The following is a 21210-nucleotide window of genomic DNA, read 5'->3' as shown; positions in this document are numbered from 1 at the left end:
GGCATGACCTCTCCCGACGTCCTCGTGCGGGTCGCCACGGCCCGTGGGGTGACCACCCTCACCCTGGACAGCCCACACAACCGCAACGCGCTCTCCACAGCTCTCATGACCCAACTGCTGGCCGGGCTGGGCGACGCGGTCGCCGACGAGACGGTCCGGGCGATCGTGCTCGACCACACCGGCCCGGTCTTCTGCTCCGGCGCGGACCTGAAGGAGACGGCCGCCGCGTACGCCAGCGGGACGGTGCCGGCCGGCATGCTGGGTGACGTGCTCGCGGCGATCTGGGAGTGCCCGAAGCCGGTGCTGGCCCGGGTGGGTGGGCCGGCGCGGGCGGGCGGTCTGGGCCTGATCGCCGCCGCCGATCTGGCGGTCTGCGCCGACGAGGCGACGTTCGCGTTCACCGAGGTGCGGATCGGGGTGATCCCGGCGGTGATCTCGGCGACCGTGCTGCCCCGGTTGCACCCGCGTGCCGCGGCCGAGCTGTACCTGACCGGGGACACCTTCGACGGGCGGCGGGCCGCCCAGGTCGGCCTGGTCACGGCCTCCGTGCCCGCCGCCGAGCTGGACGCGGCGGTGCGGGGCTACTGCGACTCGCTGGTGCAGGGCGCTCCCGGCGCGTTGGCGGGCGCGAAGGAGTTGCTCCGTCGGCCGGGCACCGCCGAGCTGCGCGCCGACCTGGCCCGGCTGTCCGTCCTGTCGACGAGCTACTTCCTGTCCGACGAGGGGCGCGAGGGGGTCACCGCGTTCCGGGAGAAGAGATTGACTCGATGGGTGGCCGCTCTGGACGGCGGTTCCGCTGAGCAGGCCGGCTGACCCGGCCCGTCACCGGTGACCGTCGTGGGCGCCGCCGGGAGCGGCGGCACCCACACCTCGGTCACCACGCGGTCGCGCCGCCGTCGACCGGGTAGTTCGCGCCGGTGATGTAGGACGCCCGGTCGGAGGCCAGGAACACCACCAGTTCGGCGACCTCCTCGGGTTGGGCGAACCGCTTCAGCAGCGTCTTGCCGGTGATCGCGTCCCGGGCCGCCTGGTTGTCACCCAGATCGCGCTCACTCGCCGGGCTGATGATGGGCCCGGGGCTGACCGCTACCGCCCGGATGCCGTGCGGCGCGCCTTCGAGAGCGAGTTGTCGGGTCAGACCGATGACGCCGGCGTTAGCCGCGGTGTGGCCGACCATCGGGGGGACGTGCCCGGCGATCGTCCCCGCCATGGAGGCGGCGTTGATGATCACGCCACCACCGCGTCGCACCAGGTGCGGCCAGGCGAACTTCGACACGAAGTACGGAATGTCGAGTTCGCCGGTGATGGTGTACCGCCAGTCCTCGACCGAGAAGTCGGGCATCGGGCCGAAGCGCAGCGCCGCCGCGTTGTTGTAGACCACGTCGAGCCCGCCGTAGGCCGCGACGGCGTCCTCGACGAGTGTGCGCACCTGTTCCGGGTCGGTGAGGTCGACCGGCGCGATGCCCGTCATCTCACCGCCGGCGGCGCGAACGAGTTCGACGGTCTCGTTGTTGCCGTCGACCTGGATGTCGGCTCCGACGACCTTCGCGCCTTCCCGCGCGAAGATCTGCGCGGCGACGCGTCCCAGACCGCCGCCGGTGCCGGTGACGAGCACGACCTTGCCGTCGAGCGTTCCCATGGAACTCCTCCTTGCTCCGTGCCGATCCGGTCGCCTGGATCGACGATCGGGCGGACCAGCAATTGACATGTCAACTGAGGTAACCCCTTGATCGGTCAACCACTTCCCGCTCAACCGAGGCCGTGATCGGCGCGACAGGTCTGCCACGCGGCCACGCACAGTGCTGACGACGGACAGACAGGGCGGGCGCCAGATGACCCGATTATCGGCCGTTTCGGCAGGTGAGACCGGGGCCAAAGCGGGAATGCCCCGATCGGCACGCCTCGGCAGAGCCGGTCCCGAACCGCTCAGACGACCCGGAGAGGGCCCCGGGGGACGTACGCTTGTCGGACTGTCGATCTGGGGGTGTGGGTGCGAACTCGGGCAGCCGTGGCGGGTGGAGTGGTGCTCATCCTCGTCGCCGTGATCGCGATCTGGCTCGTCGTACGGCAGGTCGGTGACCGCCTCCAGTTGCCGCTGGCAACCCGGAAGTGCACGGTGCAGGCCGACGGCCGGGTCGCGCTCGACGCCGACCAGATGGCCAACGCGGCGACCATCGCGGCGATCGGCGCCCAGCGCAAGATGCCCGAGCGGGCCGTGGTGGTCGCGTTGGCCACCGCGTACCAGGAGTCGGGGCTGCGCAACCTCGCCGACGGCGACCGCGACTCGGTCGGCCTGTTCCAGCAGCGGCCGAGCCAGGGCTGGGGCACCCCGGCGCAGATCCGCGACCCGCGCTACGCCGCCAACCGGTTCTACGCGGCGCTCAAGAAGGTGCGCGGCTGGGAGAAGATGCGCGTCACCGACGCCGCCCAGCGCGTCCAGCGCTCCGCCTTCCCGGAGGCCTACCAGAAGTGGGCCGACGACTCCGAGGTGCTCAGCCGAGCCCTGCTGGGAGACGCCACCGGAGCGGTCGCCTGCACTGTGGGGCGTACCCCGGTGATGCACGGCGCGGCGGCGGCCGCGCAGTTGACCCGCAACCTGGTGCTGGACTGGGGGCTGAAGGGCACCGACCCGAGCGACCCGACCGGGTTGGCGGTCACGCCGGTCGACCAGCGCGACGGCTGGCGGTACGCGCACTGGCTGGTGTCGCACGCACAGGACCACGGGGTGAAGCGCGTCCGCTTCGGCGACCTGGAGTGGACCGCCCGAGCGGGCACCTGGGGTCGGGCGAACGGCGGGCAGAGCCCCGCCGGCCAGGTGGTCGCCGAGGTGTTCAACGAGGGCTGACCGACCCGGATCTCTTAACCGGCAGTCACCGCACAATCGGACAAGTGCCCATCAAAGGCTGTATCGATCACGAAGATCTCACTCTCCGCAGCTCTCCCGCTGCACGGGGTCCCGCCGCGGCCCACGCATCGAAGACCTCCTCCCCGAGGCCTTGTCCGTCGCGTTACGATCGGCGGCCTGTGCCAGAAAATGATTCACCTCATGGGGAGGGGTACGACGCGGTGTTCGATTACGGCGACCGGACCGGTTACGAACCGATCAGCGACACTGACCGCAAGGAGTTCCACGAGCAGGGCTTCCTCCTGCTGCGCAACGTCCTGACGGAGGACCACCGGGCGGCGCTGGAGGCGGCGGTCGACCGCGTCTACGCGGAGGAGCAGGCCAAGGGCACCACCAAGAAGGACGGCACCCTGCACCTGCTGGGCTTCCTGGAGCGCGACGAGCTCTTCGGCGAGCTGCTCACCCACCCGATCGCCTTCCCGTACATGTGGGGGCTGGCCGGCTGGAACATCTACACCCACCACAACCACCTCGACGTCACCCCGCCGGCCGCCGAGCCGGAGAAGCCGTACTGGGGTTGGCACCAGGACGGGTACCGGCAGAACTCCGACCCGGAGACGATGGACCCGAACCTGCCTCGGCCGATGTTCTCGCTGAAGGTCGCGTACGTGCTGTCGGACCTCTCCGAGACCGGCCGCGGCGCCACCAAGGTCATCCCGGGCAGCCACCTGTGGAACTCGCTGGACCGGCCCAAGGACCTCAGCGTGCACAACCCGGACCCGGAGGGCACTGTAGAGATCACCGCCAACCCGGGTGACGCCTTCATCTTCGACCGCCGGCAGTGGCACTCGCGGTCGACGAACCTGTCGACCATCACCCGCAAGATGCTCTTCGTCGGCTACACCTACCGGTGGATCCGTCCGCTGGACGAGCTGCACCCCGACGTGAACGGCGAGTGGTACCGCAACCGCACCCCGGTCCAGCGCCAGCTGATCGGTGAGGGCACCCACACCGCCAACTACTGGGGCATCAACTGGGACGGGTACGTCGACGACGAGATCCCGCTGCGCAAGGAGCTCAAGGAGCGCGGTCTGCTCGACCGCAACATCCCCTGGCTCCGCTGACCCGATCGCGCCCAGGGCCTGTTTCATAAGGGCGGTCGAGCCGAGGCGGAGTCCGGACGGCGACCCGGCAAGGCGCGGTTTCGTCCGGATACCGGTGTCGTATCCGGACGAAACCGCAACGCCGCCGGTCGTCGTCCGGGCCCGCCGCAGGCCGGCCAGTTCTTATGAAACAGGCCCTCAAGCCCCTGCCGTCCGCTGACGGCAGGGGCTTTCGTGTCTCAGCCCCGGGCGGCGAGGCGGCGGCGGGCCTTCTCCCGGATCGGCTCCGGCAGGTCCTCCGCCTGGAGCAGCCGAGGCAGCAGCTCCGGCTCCAGGCTGGTCGCCCGGAACACCTCGCCGATGGTCACACCGTGCGCCGGCCGTTCCACCACCTCGACCGGGTCGCCCGGGCCGACCTCCCCCTCGCGCAACACCCGCAGGTAGGCGCCGGGCAGCGCCCGGGCGGTGAACCGCTTGATCAGATCCGGTACGCCCCAGAACCCGGCAAAGGTGGTGCACGGCGTACGCGGCTTGGTGACCTGGAGCAGGGCGGAACCAACCAGCCACTGCTCGCCGATCACCGCGCCGGTCACGTCGACCGCGTAGGTGGACAGGTTCTCCCCGAAGCCGCCCGGTCGGACGTCGCGGCCCAGCTCCGTCGCCCACCAGGCAGCGTCCTCCTCCGCGTAGGCGTAGACCGCCTGGTCGGGGCCGCCGTGGTGGGCGCGCTCGCCGATGAAGTCGCCGACCACGCCGTCGACGCGGACCAGCACCGGGCCGCCCACCGGCCGCTTGTCGATGCCGCTGCGACCGCTCGCGTCGCCGGCCCACTCCGCCTCGGTCACCGCGCCGAGGTTCACCGCTGCCACCCTGCCCGTCATGACGGCCAGCCTAACCGCACGTCGTTGCCGGGAGGGGCCACCTCATGGCCGAATCGGAAAGTACTTGCCCAACTGGCAAGTGCCTGCTCTACTTGCCTGACAGGAAAGTTCTTTCCTTCTCTTCAGGAGCAGCCGTGACCGAGCCCGGCATCACCTCCGCAGCGGCCGCCGACGCGCTCGCCGAGATCCGAGCCCGCCGCGACCAAGCGGTCACGGCCTCCCTCGTTCCAGCCTGGTTCTGGCCCGCCGTGGCCGGGCTCATGGTGGCCTTCACCGCCACCGTGGAGAGCCACCGGCCGTGGCTGGTCGCGGTCGGGTCGGCGGCGTACGCGATCGGCCTGACCGCCGTCGTGGGCCTGCTGGTGGTGCGGCACCGCGCCCAGGTCCACGCCCACATCATCGGCGTACGGGGGGTTGGCGTCATCGCCGCCTACGTGCTCGCCCTGGTCGCGCTCGGCGTCTGCACCGGGTTCACCGCCGAGGCGGTCGGTCTGAGCTGGCCCGCGACGGTCGGCACGGCGACCGCCGGCGGCGCGATGACCGCTACCGGGGAGCCACTGATGCGCTACCTTCGCCGGATGATGACCACCCGACCGCTGGGCGGCGGCCGGTGAGCACCGCCCGGTTCGACGAGCTGATCCACGCGCCGACCCGGCTGTCCCTGGTGAGCCTGCTCGCGGCCACCGAATGGGCGGAGTTCCGCTACCTGCGCGAGCATCTCGGGCTCTCCGACTCGGCGCTGTCCAAACAGCTCACCACGCTGGAGCAGGCCGGCTACGTGGAGATCCGCAAGAGTTTCGTGGGCAAGCGCCCGCGTACCTCGGTGGCCCTGAGCAGGGCCGGCCGGGCGGCGTTCGACGGGCACGTGGCGGCATTACAGGAGATCGTCGCCCGGTCGGGGCTCACCGTCCTTCCCGGCGGTTGACCACCGCCCCGGCGGTCGTGCGCGGCGGCCGGTTTCAGCCCTTGACGGCGCCGGCCACCAGGCCGGAGACCATCCGGCGCTGCACCAGCAGGAAGAAGATGATCACCGGCAGGGTGAACAGGGTGGACGCGGCCATCACCGGCCCCCAGTTGGTGTCGTCGCGACCGAAGAAGAAGGTCATCGCCACCGGCAGCGTGTAGCTCCCCTGGTCGTTGATGAACGTCAACGCGAAGATCAGCTCGTTCCACGCCGTGATGAAGGAGAAGATGCTGGTGGCCACCAGGCCGGGCGCGACCAGTGGGAAGAGGACCCGCCGGAAGGTCTGGGCCCGACTCGCCCCGTCGATGGCCGCCGCCTCCTCCAACTCCTTGGGCACCGCCGCGACGAATCCGCGCAGCATCCAGACCGCGAACGGCAGCGAGAAGCCGAGGTACGTGAGGATCAGGCTGGGCAGGGTGTTGTAGAGCCCCAGCCGCTGGATCATCAGGAACAGCGGGATGACCAGCGCCTCCAACGGGATCATCTGCACCACCAACAGCATGATCAGGAAGCTGGTCCGCAGCTTGAAGCGGAACCGGGCCACCGCTGTCGCGGCCAGCAGGGCCACCAGGCCGCTGAGCACCACGGTGGAGACGGCGACCAGCGCGCTGTTGAGGAAGAAGTCGAGGAAGCTCACGCCGGGGATCAGGTTGCCGGTCAGGATCTCCCGGTAGTGCGCCAGCGTCGGGTGCGTCGGCACCGGCTGCGGAGTGGCCGAGAAGATCTCGTTGCTGGGCTTCAGCGACGTGGAGATCATCCAGTAGACCGGGAACGCCGCGAAGAGCGCGACCAACAGGCCTGCTGCGTTGAGGGCGACCTTCTTCACGACTCGTCCTCCTGCCTGAGCACCATCCGAACGTAGAAGCCGGTGACCACGAGCAGGATCAGCGTGAGGATCACCGCGATGGCCGCGCCGAGTCCGTACTTCGGCGGTGGAGAGAAGGCTTCGGCGTACGAGTAGATGGCGAGCATGAACGTAGGCCGGTCCTGGGTGCCGCCGGCCAGCACGAACTGCTGGGTGAAGACCTTGAAGTCCCAGATCGTGGAGAGAATGATCAGGATCCCGAAGACCGGGCGCAGCAACGGGAACGTGATCTTCCAGAAGACCCGCCACGGGCTCGCGCCGTCCACCCGGGCTGCCTCGTGCAGCTCGCTCGGTACGCTCTTGAGACCGGCCAGCACGCTCACCGCGATGAACGGGAACGAGTGCCAGACCACCACCAGGGTGAGGATGGCGAAGAAGAGCAGCGGCGAGTTGAACCAGCCGTAGCCGGTCCAGTCGCTCCTCCCGAACAGGGCGTTCGAGAGCCCGTCCGGCAGGGCGTTGAACAGCCATGTGGCGAGGCCGCTCGTGTCGTCGAAGATCCACTTCCAGACGATGGTGCCGGTCAGCGCCGGGGTGGCCCAGGCGAGCATCACGCAACTGGCCACGAAGGTCGCCATCTTGCGGCCGAGCCGGTTGAGCAGGAGACCGACCAGGGTGCCGAGGACCATGGTGAGCAGCACGTTGGCAGCGGCGAACAGGACCGTGTTGCGCAACACGGTCAGGAAGAACGGGTCGGAGAGGATGTCGGCGTAGTTGCCCAGCCCCACCCAGGGCCACTCGCGGTCGCCGCGCAACTGCCGGACGTTGTTCAGCCGGTAGAAGGACATCACCACCACCTGGCCGAGCGGCCAGAGCAGCAACACCCCGATGATCACCAGCGCGGGCAGGAGCAGCAGGTAGGGCAGGCGGTCCACCCGGCGACGCCGCCGCGCGGGGGTCTCCCGCGCGGCGGACGTCTCGGGGTTTTTAGTCTGTGACCTCACTTGCTGTTCAAAATGCCTTCCATCTCGGCGGCCGCATCGGCGGTGGCCTTCTCGACCGTCTTCTGACCCTTCATGACCGAGCTGTTCATCGCCTGGGTCACCGTCTTGGTCCGGCTGACCTCCACCCACTTCGGGGTGAGCGGCGTGAGCTTGGTGTTCTGCATGGTGGTGGCGAACGCCGCCATGACCTTGTCGTTGGCGTAGGTGTCACCCGCGACCAGATCCTGGTAGACCGGGAAGAACCCGAGGCTGCTCGCGAAGCTCTGCGCGTTCTTCTTGTTCAGCAGCACGGTCAGGTAGTCCCAGGCCAGGTCCTGCCGCTCGCTGTCCTTCCAGATCGCCACGTCCGAGCCACCGGCGAAGCCGGGTGCCGCCTTGCCGTCCGGGCCGGGGATCGGGAACGTACCCCAGACCTTCTCGATCTCGGGGTTGTCCTTCTTGATGGCGCCCTGCTGCCAGCTTCCGGCGAAGGCCATCGCCGCCTTGCCGGTGGCGAACTGGGTCCGCGCGTCGATCTCGTTCCAGCCGGCCGCGGCGGGCGGGGCCACCTTGTGCACGGTGACCAGGTCGGTCCAGTACTTGACAGCCTTCTGCGCCTCCGGCGTGGTGTAGCCGGACTTCCAGGTGCCGCCCTGGTTGTTGGCGATCTCGCCGCCGGCGCCCCAAAGGAAGGAGTAGAAGGGCAGCTCGGAGTTGCCGGGAAGGGCGATGCCGTAGGTGCCCTTCTTCTTCGCCTGCACGGCCTTGGCCACGGTGACCAGGTCGTCCCAGGTCTTCGGGGGCTGCACGCCGGCCTCGGCGAACCAGTCGGTGCGGTAGTAGATGGCGCGCACCCCGGCGTACCAGGGAACGCCGTACTGCTTGCCGTCGAGCTGCGCGTTGCGGACCAGGTCGGGCAGCAGGTCCTTGCCGTCGGCCCAGCCACCCATCCGACCACTCACGTCGGCGAGCGCCTCCTGCGCCGCCCAGCCCTGGGTCTCGGTGTTGCCCAGCTCGGTGATGTCCGGGCCCTCACCGCCGGCGAGCGCCGCCTGGAACTTCTTGGGCGCCTCCAGCCAGGGGATGTACTGCACCACCACATCGGTGTCGGGGTGCTTCTGGCGGAACTCCGTCTCGACGGAGTCGAGAAAGGTGTTCTGCGCCTCGCCACCCTCGCCCATCATCCAGACCGTGAGCTTGCTGTCGTCGGCAGCATCCTCGCCGGAGCCCCCACAGCCGGTCAGCACCATCGCGGCCGAGGCCACCATGGCGGTGACCGGGGCCAGCCGCTTCCACCTGTTCACGCCACTTCTCCCCTCGCGCCGCCTGGAACTAACCTTCTCCGCCGCACCCTAGTACGGAGAATTCCTTTACGACAGTGGGCGGGGCTGGCCGAAGCGTGGCGACCGTACCGCAGCGGCCCGACCAACGCCCCTGCGGCACCGGGTCGAAGTCGGGCACATCCGCACGAAAGAGCGCCCGGCCGAGGCCGGGCGCTCTTTCGATTGGTGCTGTCCTGTCAGTGCTGTCCTGCCAGGTGATGCACTGTCGTTATCGGGTGACGCGGCGACGTCGTTATCGGGTGACGCGGCGACGCCCGCCGACACCAGCCACCAGCGCGACCGCGATCGCCGCGACAACCACCTGAACCAGCAACTCCGTCCAGTCCACACCAGCGGTCTCCGTCGCGATACCCATCGCCCGCGCCAACACCGTACCCAGCAGCGCCGCACCCACACCGATCAACAGGTGCAGCCAGATCGGCATGTTCTGCCGACCCGGAACCACCAGGCGGCCGAGCGCGCCGACAATGAGACCAACAACGATCGCAGTGATGATGCCCCACACGGTGAGCTCCACGGCCACCCTCCCTCAAAGAATGTCTGACACACGATGTGTGTGCTTTCTGTCGTGACCCCTAAGTGCCCGACCCGCCGAAAATCCAAACCGACTTCGACCACCAAACGATCACGAGGTGGCCGACCAGGACACGTTCCACCAAGCCTGCTGGCCGGTCAGGACCCCACTGCCACCACCACCAACCAGACCGACTGGGCCGCGCTCGGTCGCGCTCGGCCGCGCTTGGCCGGCGAGACCGCGCTCAGCCGACCGGGCCGCACTCGGCCGGCAAGACCGCACTCAGCCGACCGGGCCGCACTCAGCCGGCGAGACCGCACTCGGCCGACCGGGCGAATGGGCGGCGAGGCTGCGCTCGGCCGGCGGGGCCGTGCTCTGCCAGGCTGGGCTGCGCTCTGCCACGCTCGGCAGGCTGGGCTGCGCTCTGCCGACTCGGCCGGCGGGACCGTACTGGGCCGCGCTGGGCCGACTGCCACGCTGGGCCGCCCTCCGCGCGCGATTGATCGACTCCACCTCGGCGATATTGCGGCATCCGGATAGCCAGAGGCCGCCAGATCGGCGATACGGAGTCGATCAGCGCCTCGGGCTCGACGTCCGAGTCGGCGTCGGCGTCAGCGTGGGCGTGGGCGTGGGCGTCGCATGATCGACACGAGGTCGCCGAAACAGGGGTATCCGCGGCACCGGGACAGCCCGACTTCGCCGAACCCGAGTCGATCAAGGCTGCTGTCGGCGGATCGGGCCGACGAACTGGGCTCGCGCGGCCACCACGCTCAGGAGAAACGCCGAGGGGCGCCCAGCTTGTCGGCTGGGCGCCCCTCGGAAGCGGTGTTTCGGAAGCGGTGTTACAGCAGTGCTGGTGTTATCGGGTAACGCGTCGACGCCCGCCGACACCAGCCACCAGCGCGACCGCGATCGCCGCGACAACCACCTGAACCAGCAACTCCGTCCAGTCCACACCAGCGGTCTCCGTCGCGATACCCATCGCCCGCGCCAACACCGTACCCAGCAGCGCCGCACCCACACCGATCAACAGGTGCAGCCAGATCGGCATGTTCTGCCGACCCGGAACCACCAGGCGGCCGAGCGCGCCGACAATGAGACCAACAACGATCGCAGTGATGATGCCCCACACGGTGAGCTCCACGGCCACCCTCCCTCAAAGAATGTCTGACACACGATCTGTGTGCTTCCTGTCGTGACGGTTAGATGCCCGAGCCAACGAAAATCCAAACCGACTCAGTCACAAACAAGTTGCCAGCATCGATGCCGATAGGTTGCGTCGATTGAGTTGGGCGCACGTCCACACAGGTCAGGCATCATGTTGCCCAGGGCGACTACCGGAAACCGAGCCCCAAAAAACCCACCCACACCCCGCCCACCCACACCCCCGGCCCACCCGCCGGTGATCAAGAGGTTTGCGTCAAAATCCGGGGCTCGGATGACGCAAACCTCTTGATCACCGGCGGCAGGCAGCAGCCGGCAGGCAGCAGCCGGCAGGCGGCAGGCGGCAGACAGCCGAACGCGGCGGGCGGCGGGCAGCCGAGGACGGGCAGCCCCAGGTGGGGTTACTTCTTGGGGGCCTTGTTGTCGCCGGAGTCGGAGGAGAGGGCGGCGATGAAGGCCTCCTGCGGGACCTCGACCCGGCCGACCATCTTCATCCGCTTCTTGCCTTCCTTCTGCTTCTCCAGCAGCTTGCGCTTACGGCTGATGTCACCGCCGTAGCACTTGGCGAGCACGTCCTTACGGATGGCACGGATGGTCTCCCGGGCGATGACCCGGCTGCCGATGGCCGCCTGGATCGGCACCTCGAACTGCTGGCGCGGGATCAGCGTACGGAGCTTGGCGGCGATGGTGACGCCGTAGTTGTACGCCTTGTCCTTGTGCACGATGGCGCTGAACGCGTCCACCGGCTCGCCGTGCAGCAGGATGTCGACCTTCACCAGGTCGGACGCCTGCTCGCCGGAGGGCTCGTAGTCCAGTGACGCGTAGCCCTTGGTGCGGCTCTTCAACTGGTCGAAGAAGTCGTAGATGATCTCCGCTAGGGGCAGCGTGTAGCGCAGCTCCACCCGGTCGGCGGAGAGGTAGTCCATGCCCAGCAGGGTGCCGCGCCGGCCCTGGCAGAGCTCCATCACCGCGCCCACGTAGTCGTTCGGGGTCAGTACGGTGGCCCGGACGACTGGCTCGTACACCTCGGCGATCTTGCCGGTGGGGTACTCGCTCGGGTTGGTCACGACGATCTCCGCGCCATCGTCGGTGATCGCCCGGTAGACGACGTTCGGGGCGGTGGAGATCAGGTCGAGGTTGTACTCACGCTCCAACCGCTCCCGGATGATCTCCAGGTGGAGCAGGCCGAGGAAGCCGCAGCGGAAGCCGAACCCGAGCGCGCCGGAGGTCTCCGGCTCGTAGTCCAGGGCGGCGTCGTTGAGCTTGAGCTTGTCCAGGGCCTCGCGCAGGTTCGGGTAGTCGGACCCGTCGATCGGGTAGAGGCCGGAGTAGACCATCGGCTTCGGGTCCTTGTAGCCACCGAGCGGCTCGGCCGCCGGTCGGCTGTTGATGGTGACGGTGTCACCGACCCGGGACTGCCGGACGTCCTTCACGCCGGTGATCAGGTAGCCGACCTCACCGACGCCGAGCGCCTCGGCCTTGACCATCTCGGGCGAGATGACGCCGATCTCCAGCAGCTCGTGCACGGCGCCGGTGGACATCATCTTGATGCGGTCGCGGGCGCTGATCCGGCCGTCGATGACCCGGACGTACGTGACGACGCCGCGATACACGTCGTACACCGAATCGAAGATCATCGCCCGGGCGGGCGCCTCGGCGTCACCGACCGGCGGAACGAACTGCCGGACGATCTCGTCGAGCAGGTGCGGGACGCCCTCGCCGGTCTTGCCGGAGACCCGGATGCAGTCGGCGGGATCACCGCCGATGAGGTGGGCCAACTCCTCGGCGTACTTCTCCGGCTGGGCGGCCGGCAGGTCGATCTTGTTGAGCACCGGGATGATGCGCAGGTCGTTCTCGAGCGCCAGGTAGAGGTTCGCCAGGGTCTGCGCCTCGATGCCCTGCGCGGCGTCGACCAGCAGCACGGCGCCCTCGCAGGCGGCGAGCGACCGGGACACCTCGTAGGTGAAGTCGACGTGCCCCGGGGTGTCGATCATGTTGAGCACCGCGCTCTCGCCAGCCCTCTCACCCTCACGGATGGTCCAGGGCATGCGGACGGCCTGGCTCTTGATGGTGATGCCGCGCTCGCGCTCGATGTCCATCCGGTCCAGGTACTGCGCGCGCATCTGGCGGGGGTCGACCACGCCGGTGAGCTGCAGCATCCGGTCGGCCAGGGTCGACTTCCCGTGGTCGATGTGGGCGATGATGCCGAAGTTCCGGATGCGACCGGGGTCGGTGGAACCAGGGGCGTTCGCGCCGGGATCGAGCTTCGGTGGCACAGCGGTCCGTTCTGGTCGGCTGACGTGAACAGGCCGGCGCGCCGCCGACCCCCTCTATGTTCCCACGCCGCCGGGGTGCGCCCACTGCGCGGGCGATGCATCGGTCCGCGGACGCCTCACTCCAGCGGCGGTTCGACGAAGAGCGCGGCCAACCGGGGCAACCGCCGACGCGCCTCCTCCTCGTCGTCGAAGTCCCAGAAGTCGTTCAGGTCCGGCGTCCGCACCGGGTCCCGGTCCGCGGGGAGTTCGGTGGCGGTGGCCTTGCGGTACGCGTCCCAGGGCACCGACAGCATCCGCTCCGCGGAGAACTCCTCGCCGCTGAGCGATGCCGCCCGCACCTGCGGCAGTTCGGCCAGGGAGTCCGGTTCGGCGACCGCGCGGGCGAAGACCGCCCGCCCCTGGGTCATCAGCCAGCCCCGGAAGTGCTCGAAGCCGTCGGCCGAGGCGCCACCGTTGATCAGGTACGCCGCGCCCCACAGGTCCGCCTTGTGCGAGGCGGCCAGCACCCGCGTCTGGTGCCGGGCGTACCCGACGATGTCCTCCGGATCCCGCTCGGCGAGCAGGGCGACGGCCCGCGCGGCGACCGGCTCGGGCTCTCCCCCGCCGCCGGCCCGAGCCTCGTCGATCAGCTGCCAGAAGTCCTCGGTCCTCATGGCTTGGCAGTCTGGCAGTGTCGCCGCGCGTCGCGCACGCACCCCGGGGCAGCATGGTGCGGTGTCCTCTCCCTCGTTGCCGCCGGTGCCGTACCACGCGAGCGCCCAGCGGCCGTCGTGGTCGACGTTGCCGGCGACGCTGCGGGCCGCGGTCGCCGACCGGCTCGGCGCGCCGGTGGTCACCGCCCGGGTCGCGGGCGCGGGCTTCACCCGCGGCTTCGCCGCAGTGCTCCACACCGCCGCCGGTGGCCGGGCCTTCGTGAAGGCGGCACCCGCCGCCGAGCAACCGCACCTGGTCGAGTGGTACGCCCGGGAAGCAGCGATCCTGGACCGGCTGCCGGCCGACCTTCCGGCGCCCCGCCCCCGGTGGACTCTGTACGAGGCCGGCTGGTTCGTGCTCTGCACCGACGCCGTCGACGGCCACACCCCACGCCTGCCCTGGGTGCCCGCCGAGCTGGACGCCACCCTCGCCGGGTACGCGGAGGTCGCCGCCGCACTGGCCGAGCCGTCGGCCGAGCTGACCGCCCTCGGCCTGCCACACCTGGCCGATCTGGCCCGCTCGGACATCCTCTGGTGGGAGGAGGTCGCCGCCGGTCGGGAACCCCCGCCCCCGCTGCCCTCGTCGGCAGTGGGCCGGTTGCCCGACCTGGTCGCGTTGGAGTCCCTCCTCCCCCGGTACGCCGCCGAGGCGACCGGCCTGATCCACGGGGACCTGCGGGTCGACAACGTGCTGATCGGCGCGGACGGCCGGGCCTGGTTCTGCGACTGGACCTGGGTGTGTTCCGGGCCGGCCTGGTTCGACCTGGCCGGTCTGCTCCTCACCGCGTACGCCAGTGGGCTCGACGCCGACCGGCTCTTCGCCACCCACCCGGCGACCGCCGACGCACCGCCCGACGCGTTGGACGCGACCCTGGCCGCGTTAGCCGGCTACTACCTCACCGGAGCGGCGGCGGCACCGGCGACGGCTTCGCCACACCTGCCCGCCCACCAGCGGTGGAGCGGCGAACAGTCGCTCGACTGGCTGGCCCGCCGCCAAGGCTGGCGCTGACAGCGTCCCGCCCACAACCCCAGCGGCCCCGGCCACCATCCCCGCACACCAACGCGGTGATCAAGAGGTTTGCGTCAGAAGAAGGCCGCCTGGTGACGCAAACCTCTTGATCACCGGGGACAGCGCGGTGCTGTCAGCCACGGTTGGATGCCGCTGTTTTCCAGAAGCCGAGTGGGTCGAGCGGTCGAGCGTTCGGATAGGCTCCCCACCCAGGACGGAGCCCCGTTCGGGCCGAGCCGTTTTGGCTCGTCCCGGGCGACCTGGTAACCTGGCTCTTCGCGCGGCGGTGACGCATGTTCGTCATCGAGCGCACAAGCTGACCAACCCGAGCTATCAAGACGAGGCTGTCGCGTGGCGAACATCAAGTCCCAGATCAAGCGCAACCGGCAGAACGAAAAGGCCCGGCTGCGCAACAAGTCGGTCAAGTCGTCGCTGAAGACCGCCGTCCGGAAGTTCCACGAGGCTGCCGAGGCCGGTGACGTCGAGAAGGCGACCGCGCTCATGCTGGACGCCTCGCGCAAGCTGGACAAGGCCGTCAGCAAGGGCGTGATCCACTCCAACCAGGCCGCGAACCGCAAGTCCGCGATCGCGAAGCGCGTGGTGGCGCTCTCCGCCTGACGACTTCACCGTCAGACTGATTCGGAAAGCCCCGGGCCCAGGCCCGGGGCTTCCGTGTGTCCGCAGCCGGACTTGGCTGGTGGCCCGCTCCGGGTTGCGCAACCCGGAGGCGGTCCATCGAGCAGCAGTCGGGCCGGCAGTCTGGGCCTGACGGATCGTTTCCCGGCGGCCGGGCGCATGCTGACGGGGCTCAGTCCGACCGGTGGGCTCAGTCTGACGGGTGGGCTCAGTCTGACGGGTGGGCTCAGTCTGACGGGTAGGCGCGGCGTGGGGGTGGCACCGAATCCCCGGTGATCACCACGCCGGTGACACTGTGCGAGATCCACTCCACCTGGGCTCGCCCGACCGCCGGTTCCACTTGGCGGCGGAACCGGTCCCGTTCCTGCTCGGGCACGAGCGCCGCCGAGCGGACCACGATCGCGGCCACCATGTCGTTGAGCTTGACCATCGCCGCCACCACGACGGGCAGCACCAGCACCGCCCACCAGGTGACAAGTTCGGCGAGGGCGAGCAGCACCGCCAGGGCGATGGTGCCCTCGAAGAAGAGGAAGCACAGCACGCCGCCGGGGTTGACGAATCGCAGGCCGAGGATCCGGGCGTAGAGCGGCCGGTACCGCTCCTCGTCCACTCCGACGGTGGCCCACGCCGGGCGGTTAGCCCCCGTCACCTGGTGCTGCCCTGCCGGGCCGCCGCGACGGAGAAGACCGCCCGCTCCAGGGCGTACGCCCGGTCGTCTGATCCGCCCTTGACGGCCGCGTTGCACTCGGCGGCGACCTGCATGGCCCGGACCAGCCCCTCCGGGGTCCAACCGCGCCCCTGTCGCTGCGCCCGTTCGATCTTCCACGCGGGCATGCCGAGGCTGCTGGCCAGCTGGTACGGGCTGCCCCGCCCGGCAGACGCCACCCGGGCCACAGTGCGCACTCCGTCGGCCAGGGCATCGGCGATGGGTACCGGGTCGACCCCGACGTGCAGGGCCCAGCGCAGCGCCTCCAACGCCCCTGGCACGTCACCGACCATGGTGGCGTCCGCCACCGTGAAGCCGGTCACCTCGACCCGACCCCGGTAGTAGCGGGCGACAGTCTCGGCGCTGATCCGCCCGTCGGTGTCGGCGATCAGCTGGGAGCAGGCGGCGGCCAGTTCGCGGAGGTCGTTGCCGACGGCCGCGATGAGCGCCTCGGCGGCGTCGTCGGTGCACTTACCTCCGGCTCGGCGGATCTCGTCCCGGACGAAGGCCACCCGGTCGCGGTGTCCCTTGAGTTTGGCGGCCGGTACGACGGTCGCGCCGGCTGCCCGCAGCCCGTCGGCGAACGCCTTGCCCTTGGCGGCACCCAGGTGCAGCACCAGCAGTTGGACGTCCGGGTCGGGGTTCTTCGCGTACGCCAGCAGCGCGGCGACCAGGTCCTTGCGCGCGTCCTGACCGGAACGCAGGATCAGCAGCCGCCGCCCACCGAACAGCGACGGGCTGAGCATCTCGGCGATCTCGCCGACGGTGAGCGTTCCGGCCTGGTACTCGCGGACGTCCACCTCGGGGTCGACGCTGCGAACCTTGGCGACAGCTTCGGTGACCGCGCGCGTGGCGAGCAGCTCCTCGTCACCGAGGACGAGCAGAATGGGGGCGAGGCTGGCGGGGGTCACGCCGCCCATATTCGCACGCCCCGGCGTGGGATCGTGACTGCTCATCAGCTGCTCGGTCGGCGCAGCCCGCACACAACGCAAATCCCGACATCTGCCTCAATTGCCATTTGGTGCGCAATTCAGGCAAGGTCGGTTCGCCCGTCTCAGGCCTGCCGGCCCGGTGGCACCCCTCGGTGGGCCACTGCCAGGCCGTTCCTCGTCCGAACCGCTGCCAGGTCACCGTCGGTGTCGGTACGCAGCACCCGGGCACCGCCCCTGCCCAACCGACTGAGCAGCCCGGGGCTCGGATGCCCGTAGGTGTTGCCGGCGCCGACCGGCACGAGCGCGACGGCGGGCCGCACCGCGTCGAGGAATCCGAGATCCTGGTACGCCGAACCGTGGTGGGCGACTTTCAGCACGTCCGCCCGCAACTGGCCGGGCGTCGCCCTCGCCACCATCGCGTGCTGCTCCTCGGCCTCCGCGTCGCCGGGGAGCAGGATCCGCACCCCGGCCACCGTGGCGCGCAGCACCAACGAGTTGTTGTTCGGGTCGGACCTGGTGCCGGCCAGCGGGTACGGCGGGCCGAGCACCAGCAGCTCGACCCCACCCATGGGGTGTCGGGCGCCGGCCACTGTGGTCAGCAACGCGGCCCGCCCGCCGGTCGCCGCCGCCCGGACGAGGTCCCGGCCGCTCTCCGGGTCGGTCGACGACGGCGTCAGCACGGCACCGACCCGCCGTCCCCGGAACACCCCGGCCACCCCACCCACGTGGTCGGCATGGAAGTGACTGATCACCAGCAGTGGCACCTCCCGTACGCCGAGCCGCCGCAGGCAGCCGTCCACAGCACCCGGCTCCGGCCCGGCGTCCACCACCACGGCCCGGCCGGGTGCTACCGGCAGCACCACGGCGTCGCCCTGGCCCACGGCGCAGACCACCACCACCCAACCCGGCGGCGGCCAACCGGCGAAGACCAGCCGCACCGGCAGCGCACCCAGCACCGTGGCCACCCCGACGACCGCCACCAGCCGCCGTACGAGTGGTCGGCGCACCGCGACCAGCAGCGCGACGGTCAGCGCGGTCAACAGCAGAGCGCCGGGCAGCCCGCCCAACCACGGCACGGTGCCGCCCGGCAGCCGGGCGCCCTGCCGGGCGATGACCACCAACCACCAGGCCGGCCAGCTCGCCAGCCAGGCGAGGAACTCGGCGCCACCCGGCCAGACCGGCGACACCACGGCCGCCAACACACCCAGCACTGTCGCCGGCGCGATGGCCGGCACCGCCAGAAGGTTGGCCGGCACCGCCACCAGGCTGACCGTGCCGGAGATGCCGGCGACGACCGGGCCGCAGGCCAGTTGCGCCGCCGCCGGCACGGCCAGCGCCTCCGCCAGCCCGGCCGGTACGCCCCGGCGACGCAACCCGTCCCGCCAACGCGGCGCGAGCAGCAACAGGCCGCCGGTGGCCAGCACGGAGAGCGCGAACCCGGGATCACCGGCCAATTCGGGGTCGACCAGCACCAGCACGGTGACGGCGGCGGCAAGCGCGGGTAGCGCGGCTCGGGGCCGACCGGCGGCCAGCGCGGCGAGACCGATGGCTCCCATCGTCGCCGCCCGTACGACGCTGGGCGACGGACGGACCAGGATGACGAAGCCCACCAGTGCGACCCCGCAGAGCCCGACGGCGAGCCATGGCCCGGCCCGTGACCATCGGGCCAGCAGCAACACGGCGCCTACGACAATCGCGACATTGCTCCCCGACACGGCATTGAGGTGTGTCATTCCGGTTGCTTGGAAGTCCGCCTCGACGTCGGGCGGCAGCCGGCTGGTGTCCCCCACCACCAGCCCGGGCAGCAGCCCACCCGGATCGTCGGGCAGCGGGCCGCAGGCCCGTTGCAGGCCGGCTCGCAGCGACCCGGCGGCACGCTGCGCCCAGGACGACACACCGTGCCGCTGCGGCGGGCCGTCCGTGCTGAGCACGGCCGCGGTGAGGTCGCCACCGCGCGGAACGCCGAGCCGGCCGTCGGCGCTGAGGCGCTGCCCGGGCAGCAGGCCCTGCCAGGCCGGGTCGGTCGCCAGGACGAGCAGCCGCACCGACGCGTGGATCCGGCGGCCATCCGGGCCGGTGAGCCGGACCGACTCCGTCGACACCAGGAGCATGCCCGGTCGGCCGGCGCTCCGGATCGGACGCGGATCATCCCTCACCACCAGGTCGACGGTGACCGGAGCACGCTGTTCGGCCAGGGCCCGGATCGCCGGTGCGTCCCGAACGGCGAGCCGGGCAGCGGTGGCGGCACCACCGCAGACCACACCGAGGCCGACCGCCACGGCGACCCACCCGTAGCGTCGCACCACTGCTCGGGGACGACCGAGGCCGCCAAGCAGGTGCACACCGCCAAGCACCGTCAGAACCGCCGCCGTGCCGGTCACCAGCAGCGCGGCTCGGCTGCCGAGGTGCAGGGCAGCGAACGCGGTGAGCCAGGCCGCCACGGCGAGCCCGGCCAGTCGCAGATCCGGCGGCTCGGACCGCGCCCCGCCGGCCGTCGGCGCGTCGGCAAGCTCGCTCACACCGTCACCAGGTCCTTGAGCTGCTCGTAGCGAGCATCGCCGATCCCGTCGACCTGGCGCAGGTCACCAACAGACTTGAACCCGCCGTGCTGATCCCGGTGGGCGAGGATCCGCTGGGCGAGCACCGGCCCCACCCCGGGCAGCGCGTCGAGCTGCGCCAGGGTCGCGGTGTTGAGGTTCAGCGGCCCGGTGGCCGGGGCAGCCCCGCCGCCGGGCGGCGCGGCCGGGCCGCCCGGCGGCGGCGTCACCCCGACCACGATCAACTCGCCGTCGGTGACCTTGCGGGCGGGATTGAGCAACGCCACGTCGACCCCGGGCAGCGCGCCGCCGGCCGCCTGCACCGCGTCGGCGAGACGGGAACCGGCCGGCAGGCGCACCAAGCCGGGTTTTCGGACCTTGCCCGCGACCGTCACCACCAGCTCGCCGAAGCCGGACGCGCTGGGGTCACCCACCGATGCCGCCGCTGTGCTCTCGCTGACCGGCGGGGCGACCGGCTCCGACTGCGGCCGGGAACGCCAGGCCCAACCGGCGGCTACCAACACCACCACCACGGCGACGACCGCCAACGCCCGCACACCCCGTCGCCCGGGGTCGAACGCCCCTGGCCCGGGCAGCCGCGACCCGGGCGCAACCGCAGATTCGCCCGGCGTCGGCTCCGACGCCGGCGCGGCGGGTCGAGCGGACAACACGTCCGAGCCCACCGCAGTGGACGGCACACCAAACCGGGGTACGCCCCCGGGCTGCGCCTCGGGTCGGGGCGGTGGTGCGACAGCAGTCTCCGTCAGCCGGCGCAGGCGCTGGCGTACCTCTGTCTCCTCGTCGTGCGACACAGCGCGACGCTATGGCGGCGGCCGGGACGGTGGGGTGTGCCGGCACCGCCCTGTGGACAGCCAGCCGCGCTGTGGACAACTACCTGATCAAGCCTCGATCTGCTAAGGGACGCAGGGAGGTCCGGCAGGCGCAGACCGACGGACACCTCATCAACACCGCCGGCGCTGACTCAACGACGGGCGTCGGATCGTCCCGGCGGTCTCCACCATTGCGGCGCGTCCTCGTCGGGCAGTGGCCGCCCGGCCAGTAGACAGAGCACGGCGAGGATGACGAAGACACCCGGCAGGAGGATGAGGTAGCCCTGGCCGGTGTCGATTTCTTCGGGCAGGCGCGGATCGACCAGGCCCTCGGGATCCCGTACCACGACGACGCGTTGCCCGATGCCGCCTTCCGGGTTGTTCGAGGCGCCGATGCTGCTCCCCGGCCACATCCCCAGTTCCCCCGGAATACGCCGATCGCGCTGGTCGGCGAGGGTGTAGTAGAGGTGGCGGCCCTTCTCGCGGCCATCCCGTACGTCGATGACGGTGGCCACGACCCGCTCGCCGCGCTGCGTCAGGACCGTCGACCACAGCCCTCCGGCGGCCACGAACATGAGCAGCGGACTGACCAGCCAGGCCACCGACAGCATGAGCATCCGGGGTGGCGGCGACACCACCAGCCCGGCCACCATCAGCGCGACACACCACAACACCGTGCCCGGCACCGCCACCTTGTCGGCCCGGACCCAGGTCGTCGCCGCCAGGGCACCGAGCGCGCCGGTAACCGTGAACACCGCCAGATACACCGCGCCGAGCGGGTTGAGGAAACGACGACGACAACCGCGAGACCTCATGGGCAGCAGAGTAGATCCGCCGGGCAACGGCGTGACTGGGACTGCGCGCGCGGCGAAGCAGCCGTGGCACAGGTGTTTCGGATTAGGGCCAGGCCGATCACCGCCGGTCACCTTCGCCGGGGCGGACGCGATATCAAGCGCTATACCTCAGAGGCATGAATATGCCTCTGAGGTA

The 21210-nt window shown here is 70.5% G+C and carries 21 protein-coding genes; 7 read left to right on the top strand and 14 right to left on the bottom strand.

Annotated features, from left to right (window positions below; genetic code table 11):
* Nucleotides 1-3 precede the first annotated feature (3 nt).
* A complete protein-coding gene (locus O3438_RS29100) occupies nucleotides 4-813 on the top strand; it encodes an enoyl-CoA hydratase-related protein (RefSeq protein ID WP_269682775.1) in 810 nt (269 codons plus the stop codon).
* Between the two features lie 61 nt (nucleotides 814-874).
* Here O3438_RS29100 and O3438_RS29095 read toward each other — a convergent pair whose 3' ends face one another.
* Nucleotides 875-1639, bottom strand: coding sequence for an SDR family NAD(P)-dependent oxidoreductase (locus tag O3438_RS29095; RefSeq protein ID WP_269682774.1), 765 nt, complete (start codon nucleotides 1637-1639; stop codon nucleotides 875-877).
* A gap of 345 nt (nucleotides 1640-1984) precedes the next feature.
* On the opposite strand from O3438_RS29095, the gene O3438_RS29090 reads away from it, so the two are divergent.
* Together O3438_RS29090 and O3438_RS29085 are read left to right on the top strand one after the other, a co-directional pair.
* Complete coding sequence (locus O3438_RS29090) at nucleotides 1985-2845, top strand: hypothetical protein (RefSeq protein ID WP_269682773.1); 861 nt, start codon at nucleotides 1985-1987, stop codon at nucleotides 2843-2845.
* A 221-nt stretch (nucleotides 2846-3066) separates the two neighbouring features.
* Nucleotides 3067-3969, top strand: coding sequence for a phytanoyl-CoA dioxygenase family protein (locus O3438_RS29085; protein WP_088988074.1), 903 nt, complete (start codon nucleotides 3067-3069; stop codon nucleotides 3967-3969).
* 218 nt (nucleotides 3970-4187) lie between these two features.
* Here O3438_RS29085 and O3438_RS29080 read toward each other — a convergent pair whose 3' ends face one another.
* Nucleotides 4188-4829, bottom strand: a complete 642-nt coding sequence (locus O3438_RS29080; protein WP_269682772.1) for an MOSC domain-containing protein — start codon at nucleotides 4827-4829, stop codon at nucleotides 4188-4190.
* 134 nt (nucleotides 4830-4963) lie between these two features.
* Here O3438_RS29080 and O3438_RS29075 point away from each other — a divergent pair, with 134 nt between their 5' ends.
* Both O3438_RS29075 and O3438_RS29070 read left to right on the top strand, forming a co-directional pair.
* Nucleotides 4964-5443 carry a hypothetical protein gene (locus tag O3438_RS29075; RefSeq protein ID WP_269682771.1) on the top strand — a complete coding sequence of 160 codons (480 nt, stop codon included), beginning with the start codon at nucleotides 4964-4966 and terminating at the stop codon, nucleotides 5441-5443.
* Nucleotides 5440-5754 (top strand): winged helix-turn-helix domain-containing protein, encoded by a 315-nt coding sequence (locus O3438_RS29070; protein ID WP_269682770.1) that lies wholly within the window; start codon nucleotides 5440-5442, stop codon nucleotides 5752-5754. Before O3438_RS29075 ends, O3438_RS29070 begins: the two co-directional genes overlap by 4 nt.
* A 34-nt stretch (nucleotides 5755-5788) precedes the next feature.
* Here O3438_RS29070 and O3438_RS29065 read toward each other — a convergent pair whose 3' ends face one another.
* From O3438_RS29065 to O3438_RS29035, 7 genes are all read right to left on the bottom strand, one after another.
* Nucleotides 5789-6619 (bottom strand): carbohydrate ABC transporter permease, encoded by an 831-nt coding sequence (locus O3438_RS29065; protein ID WP_269682769.1) that lies wholly within the window; start codon nucleotides 6617-6619, stop codon nucleotides 5789-5791.
* Nucleotides 6616-7602, bottom strand: a complete 987-nt coding sequence (locus O3438_RS29060) for a carbohydrate ABC transporter permease (protein ID WP_332367474.1) — start codon at nucleotides 7600-7602, stop codon at nucleotides 6616-6618. Before O3438_RS29060 ends, O3438_RS29065 begins: the two co-directional genes overlap by 4 nt.
* Entirely contained in the window at nucleotides 7599-8885 is a 1287-nt protein-coding gene (locus O3438_RS29055; RefSeq protein ID WP_269682767.1) for a sugar ABC transporter substrate-binding protein, read from the bottom strand. The genes O3438_RS29060 and O3438_RS29055 overlap by 4 nt, the downstream gene beginning before the upstream one ends.
* A gap of 271 nt (nucleotides 8886-9156) precedes the next feature.
* Complete coding sequence (locus O3438_RS29050) at nucleotides 9157-9441, bottom strand: GlsB/YeaQ/YmgE family stress response membrane protein (protein ID WP_145779401.1); 285 nt, start codon at nucleotides 9439-9441, stop codon at nucleotides 9157-9159.
* An 856-nt stretch (nucleotides 9442-10297) separates the two neighbouring features.
* Nucleotides 10298-10582, bottom strand: a complete 285-nt coding sequence (locus O3438_RS29045) for a GlsB/YeaQ/YmgE family stress response membrane protein (protein ID WP_145779401.1) — start codon at nucleotides 10580-10582, stop codon at nucleotides 10298-10300.
* 421 nt (nucleotides 10583-11003) lie between these two features.
* Nucleotides 11004-12878, bottom strand: a complete 1875-nt coding sequence (gene lepA, locus O3438_RS29040; protein ID WP_269682766.1) for a translation elongation factor 4 — start codon at nucleotides 12876-12878, stop codon at nucleotides 11004-11006.
* Between the two features lie 116 nt (nucleotides 12879-12994).
* Nucleotides 12995-13531, bottom strand: a complete 537-nt coding sequence (locus O3438_RS29035) for a DUF4240 domain-containing protein (protein ID WP_269682765.1) — start codon at nucleotides 13529-13531, stop codon at nucleotides 12995-12997.
* 61 nt (nucleotides 13532-13592) lie between these two features.
* Between O3438_RS29035 and O3438_RS29030 the strand changes: the two genes are divergently transcribed.
* Both O3438_RS29030 and rpsT read left to right on the top strand, forming a co-directional pair.
* Nucleotides 13593-14579: a phosphotransferase family protein gene (locus O3438_RS29030; protein WP_269682764.1), complete on the top strand. Its 987-nt coding sequence runs from the start codon at nucleotides 13593-13595 to the stop codon at nucleotides 14577-14579.
* A 351-nt stretch (nucleotides 14580-14930) separates the two neighbouring features.
* On the top strand, nucleotides 14931-15197 hold the full coding sequence (rpsT, locus tag O3438_RS29025) for a 30S ribosomal protein S20 (RefSeq protein WP_030336508.1): 267 nt from the start codon (nucleotides 14931-14933) through the stop codon (nucleotides 15195-15197).
* Nucleotides 15198-15441: 244 nt separating this feature from the next.
* Here the strand turns inward: rpsT and O3438_RS29020 are convergent, their stop codons facing one another.
* From O3438_RS29020 to O3438_RS29000, 5 genes are all read right to left on the bottom strand, one after another.
* On the bottom strand, nucleotides 15442-15864 hold the full coding sequence (locus O3438_RS29020) for a hypothetical protein (protein WP_269682763.1): 423 nt from the start codon (nucleotides 15862-15864) through the stop codon (nucleotides 15442-15444).
* Nucleotides 15861-16841, bottom strand: a complete 981-nt coding sequence (holA, locus tag O3438_RS29015; protein WP_269683789.1) for a DNA polymerase III subunit delta — start codon at nucleotides 16839-16841, stop codon at nucleotides 15861-15863. The genes O3438_RS29020 and holA overlap by 4 nt, the downstream gene beginning before the upstream one ends.
* Before the next feature lie 134 nt (nucleotides 16842-16975).
* Complete coding sequence (locus tag O3438_RS29010) at nucleotides 16976-19372, bottom strand: ComEC/Rec2 family competence protein (RefSeq protein WP_269682762.1); 2397 nt, start codon at nucleotides 19370-19372, stop codon at nucleotides 16976-16978.
* Complete coding sequence (locus O3438_RS29005) at nucleotides 19369-20202, bottom strand: helix-hairpin-helix domain-containing protein (protein WP_269682761.1); 834 nt, start codon at nucleotides 20200-20202, stop codon at nucleotides 19369-19371. Before O3438_RS29005 ends, O3438_RS29010 begins: the two co-directional genes overlap by 4 nt.
* Nucleotides 20203-20372: 170 nt before the next feature.
* Nucleotides 20373-21035, bottom strand: a complete 663-nt coding sequence (locus O3438_RS29000; protein WP_269682760.1) for a hypothetical protein — start codon at nucleotides 21033-21035, stop codon at nucleotides 20373-20375.
* Nucleotides 21036-21210 lie beyond the last annotated feature (175 nt).

Origin of the sequence: Micromonospora sp. WMMC250, from assembly GCF_027460215.1 — a bacterium.
Lineage (GTDB): Bacteria > Actinomycetota > Actinomycetes > Mycobacteriales > Micromonosporaceae > Micromonospora > Micromonospora taraxaci.
Note: the sequence above shows the minus strand (reverse complement) of the source record. Positions and strands in the feature narration are given on the sequence as shown.

Excerpts from the sequence above, each read along its gene's own strand:
- O3438_RS29035 (WP_269682765.1), bottom strand. The coding sequence starts at position 13,531 with ATGAGGACCGAGGACTTCTGGCAGCTGATCGACGAGGCTCGGGCCGGC.
- O3438_RS29080 (WP_269682772.1), bottom strand. The coding sequence starts at position 4,829 with ATGACGGGCAGGGTGGCAGCGGTGAACCTCGGCGCGGTGACCGAGGCG.
- holA (WP_269683789.1), bottom strand. The coding sequence starts at position 16,841 with ATGGGCGGCGTGACCCCCGCCAGCCTCGCCCCCATTCTGCTCGTCCTC.
- O3438_RS29100 (WP_269682775.1), top strand. The coding sequence starts at position 4 with ATGACCTCTCCCGACGTCCTCGTGCGGGTCGCCACGGCCCGTGGGGTG.
- O3438_RS29000 (WP_269682760.1), bottom strand. The coding sequence starts at position 21,035 with ATGAGGTCTCGCGGTTGTCGTCGTCGTTTCCTCAACCCGCTCGGCGCG.
- O3438_RS29095 (WP_269682774.1), bottom strand. The coding sequence starts at position 1,639 with ATGGGAACGCTCGACGGCAAGGTCGTGCTCGTCACCGGCACCGGCGGC.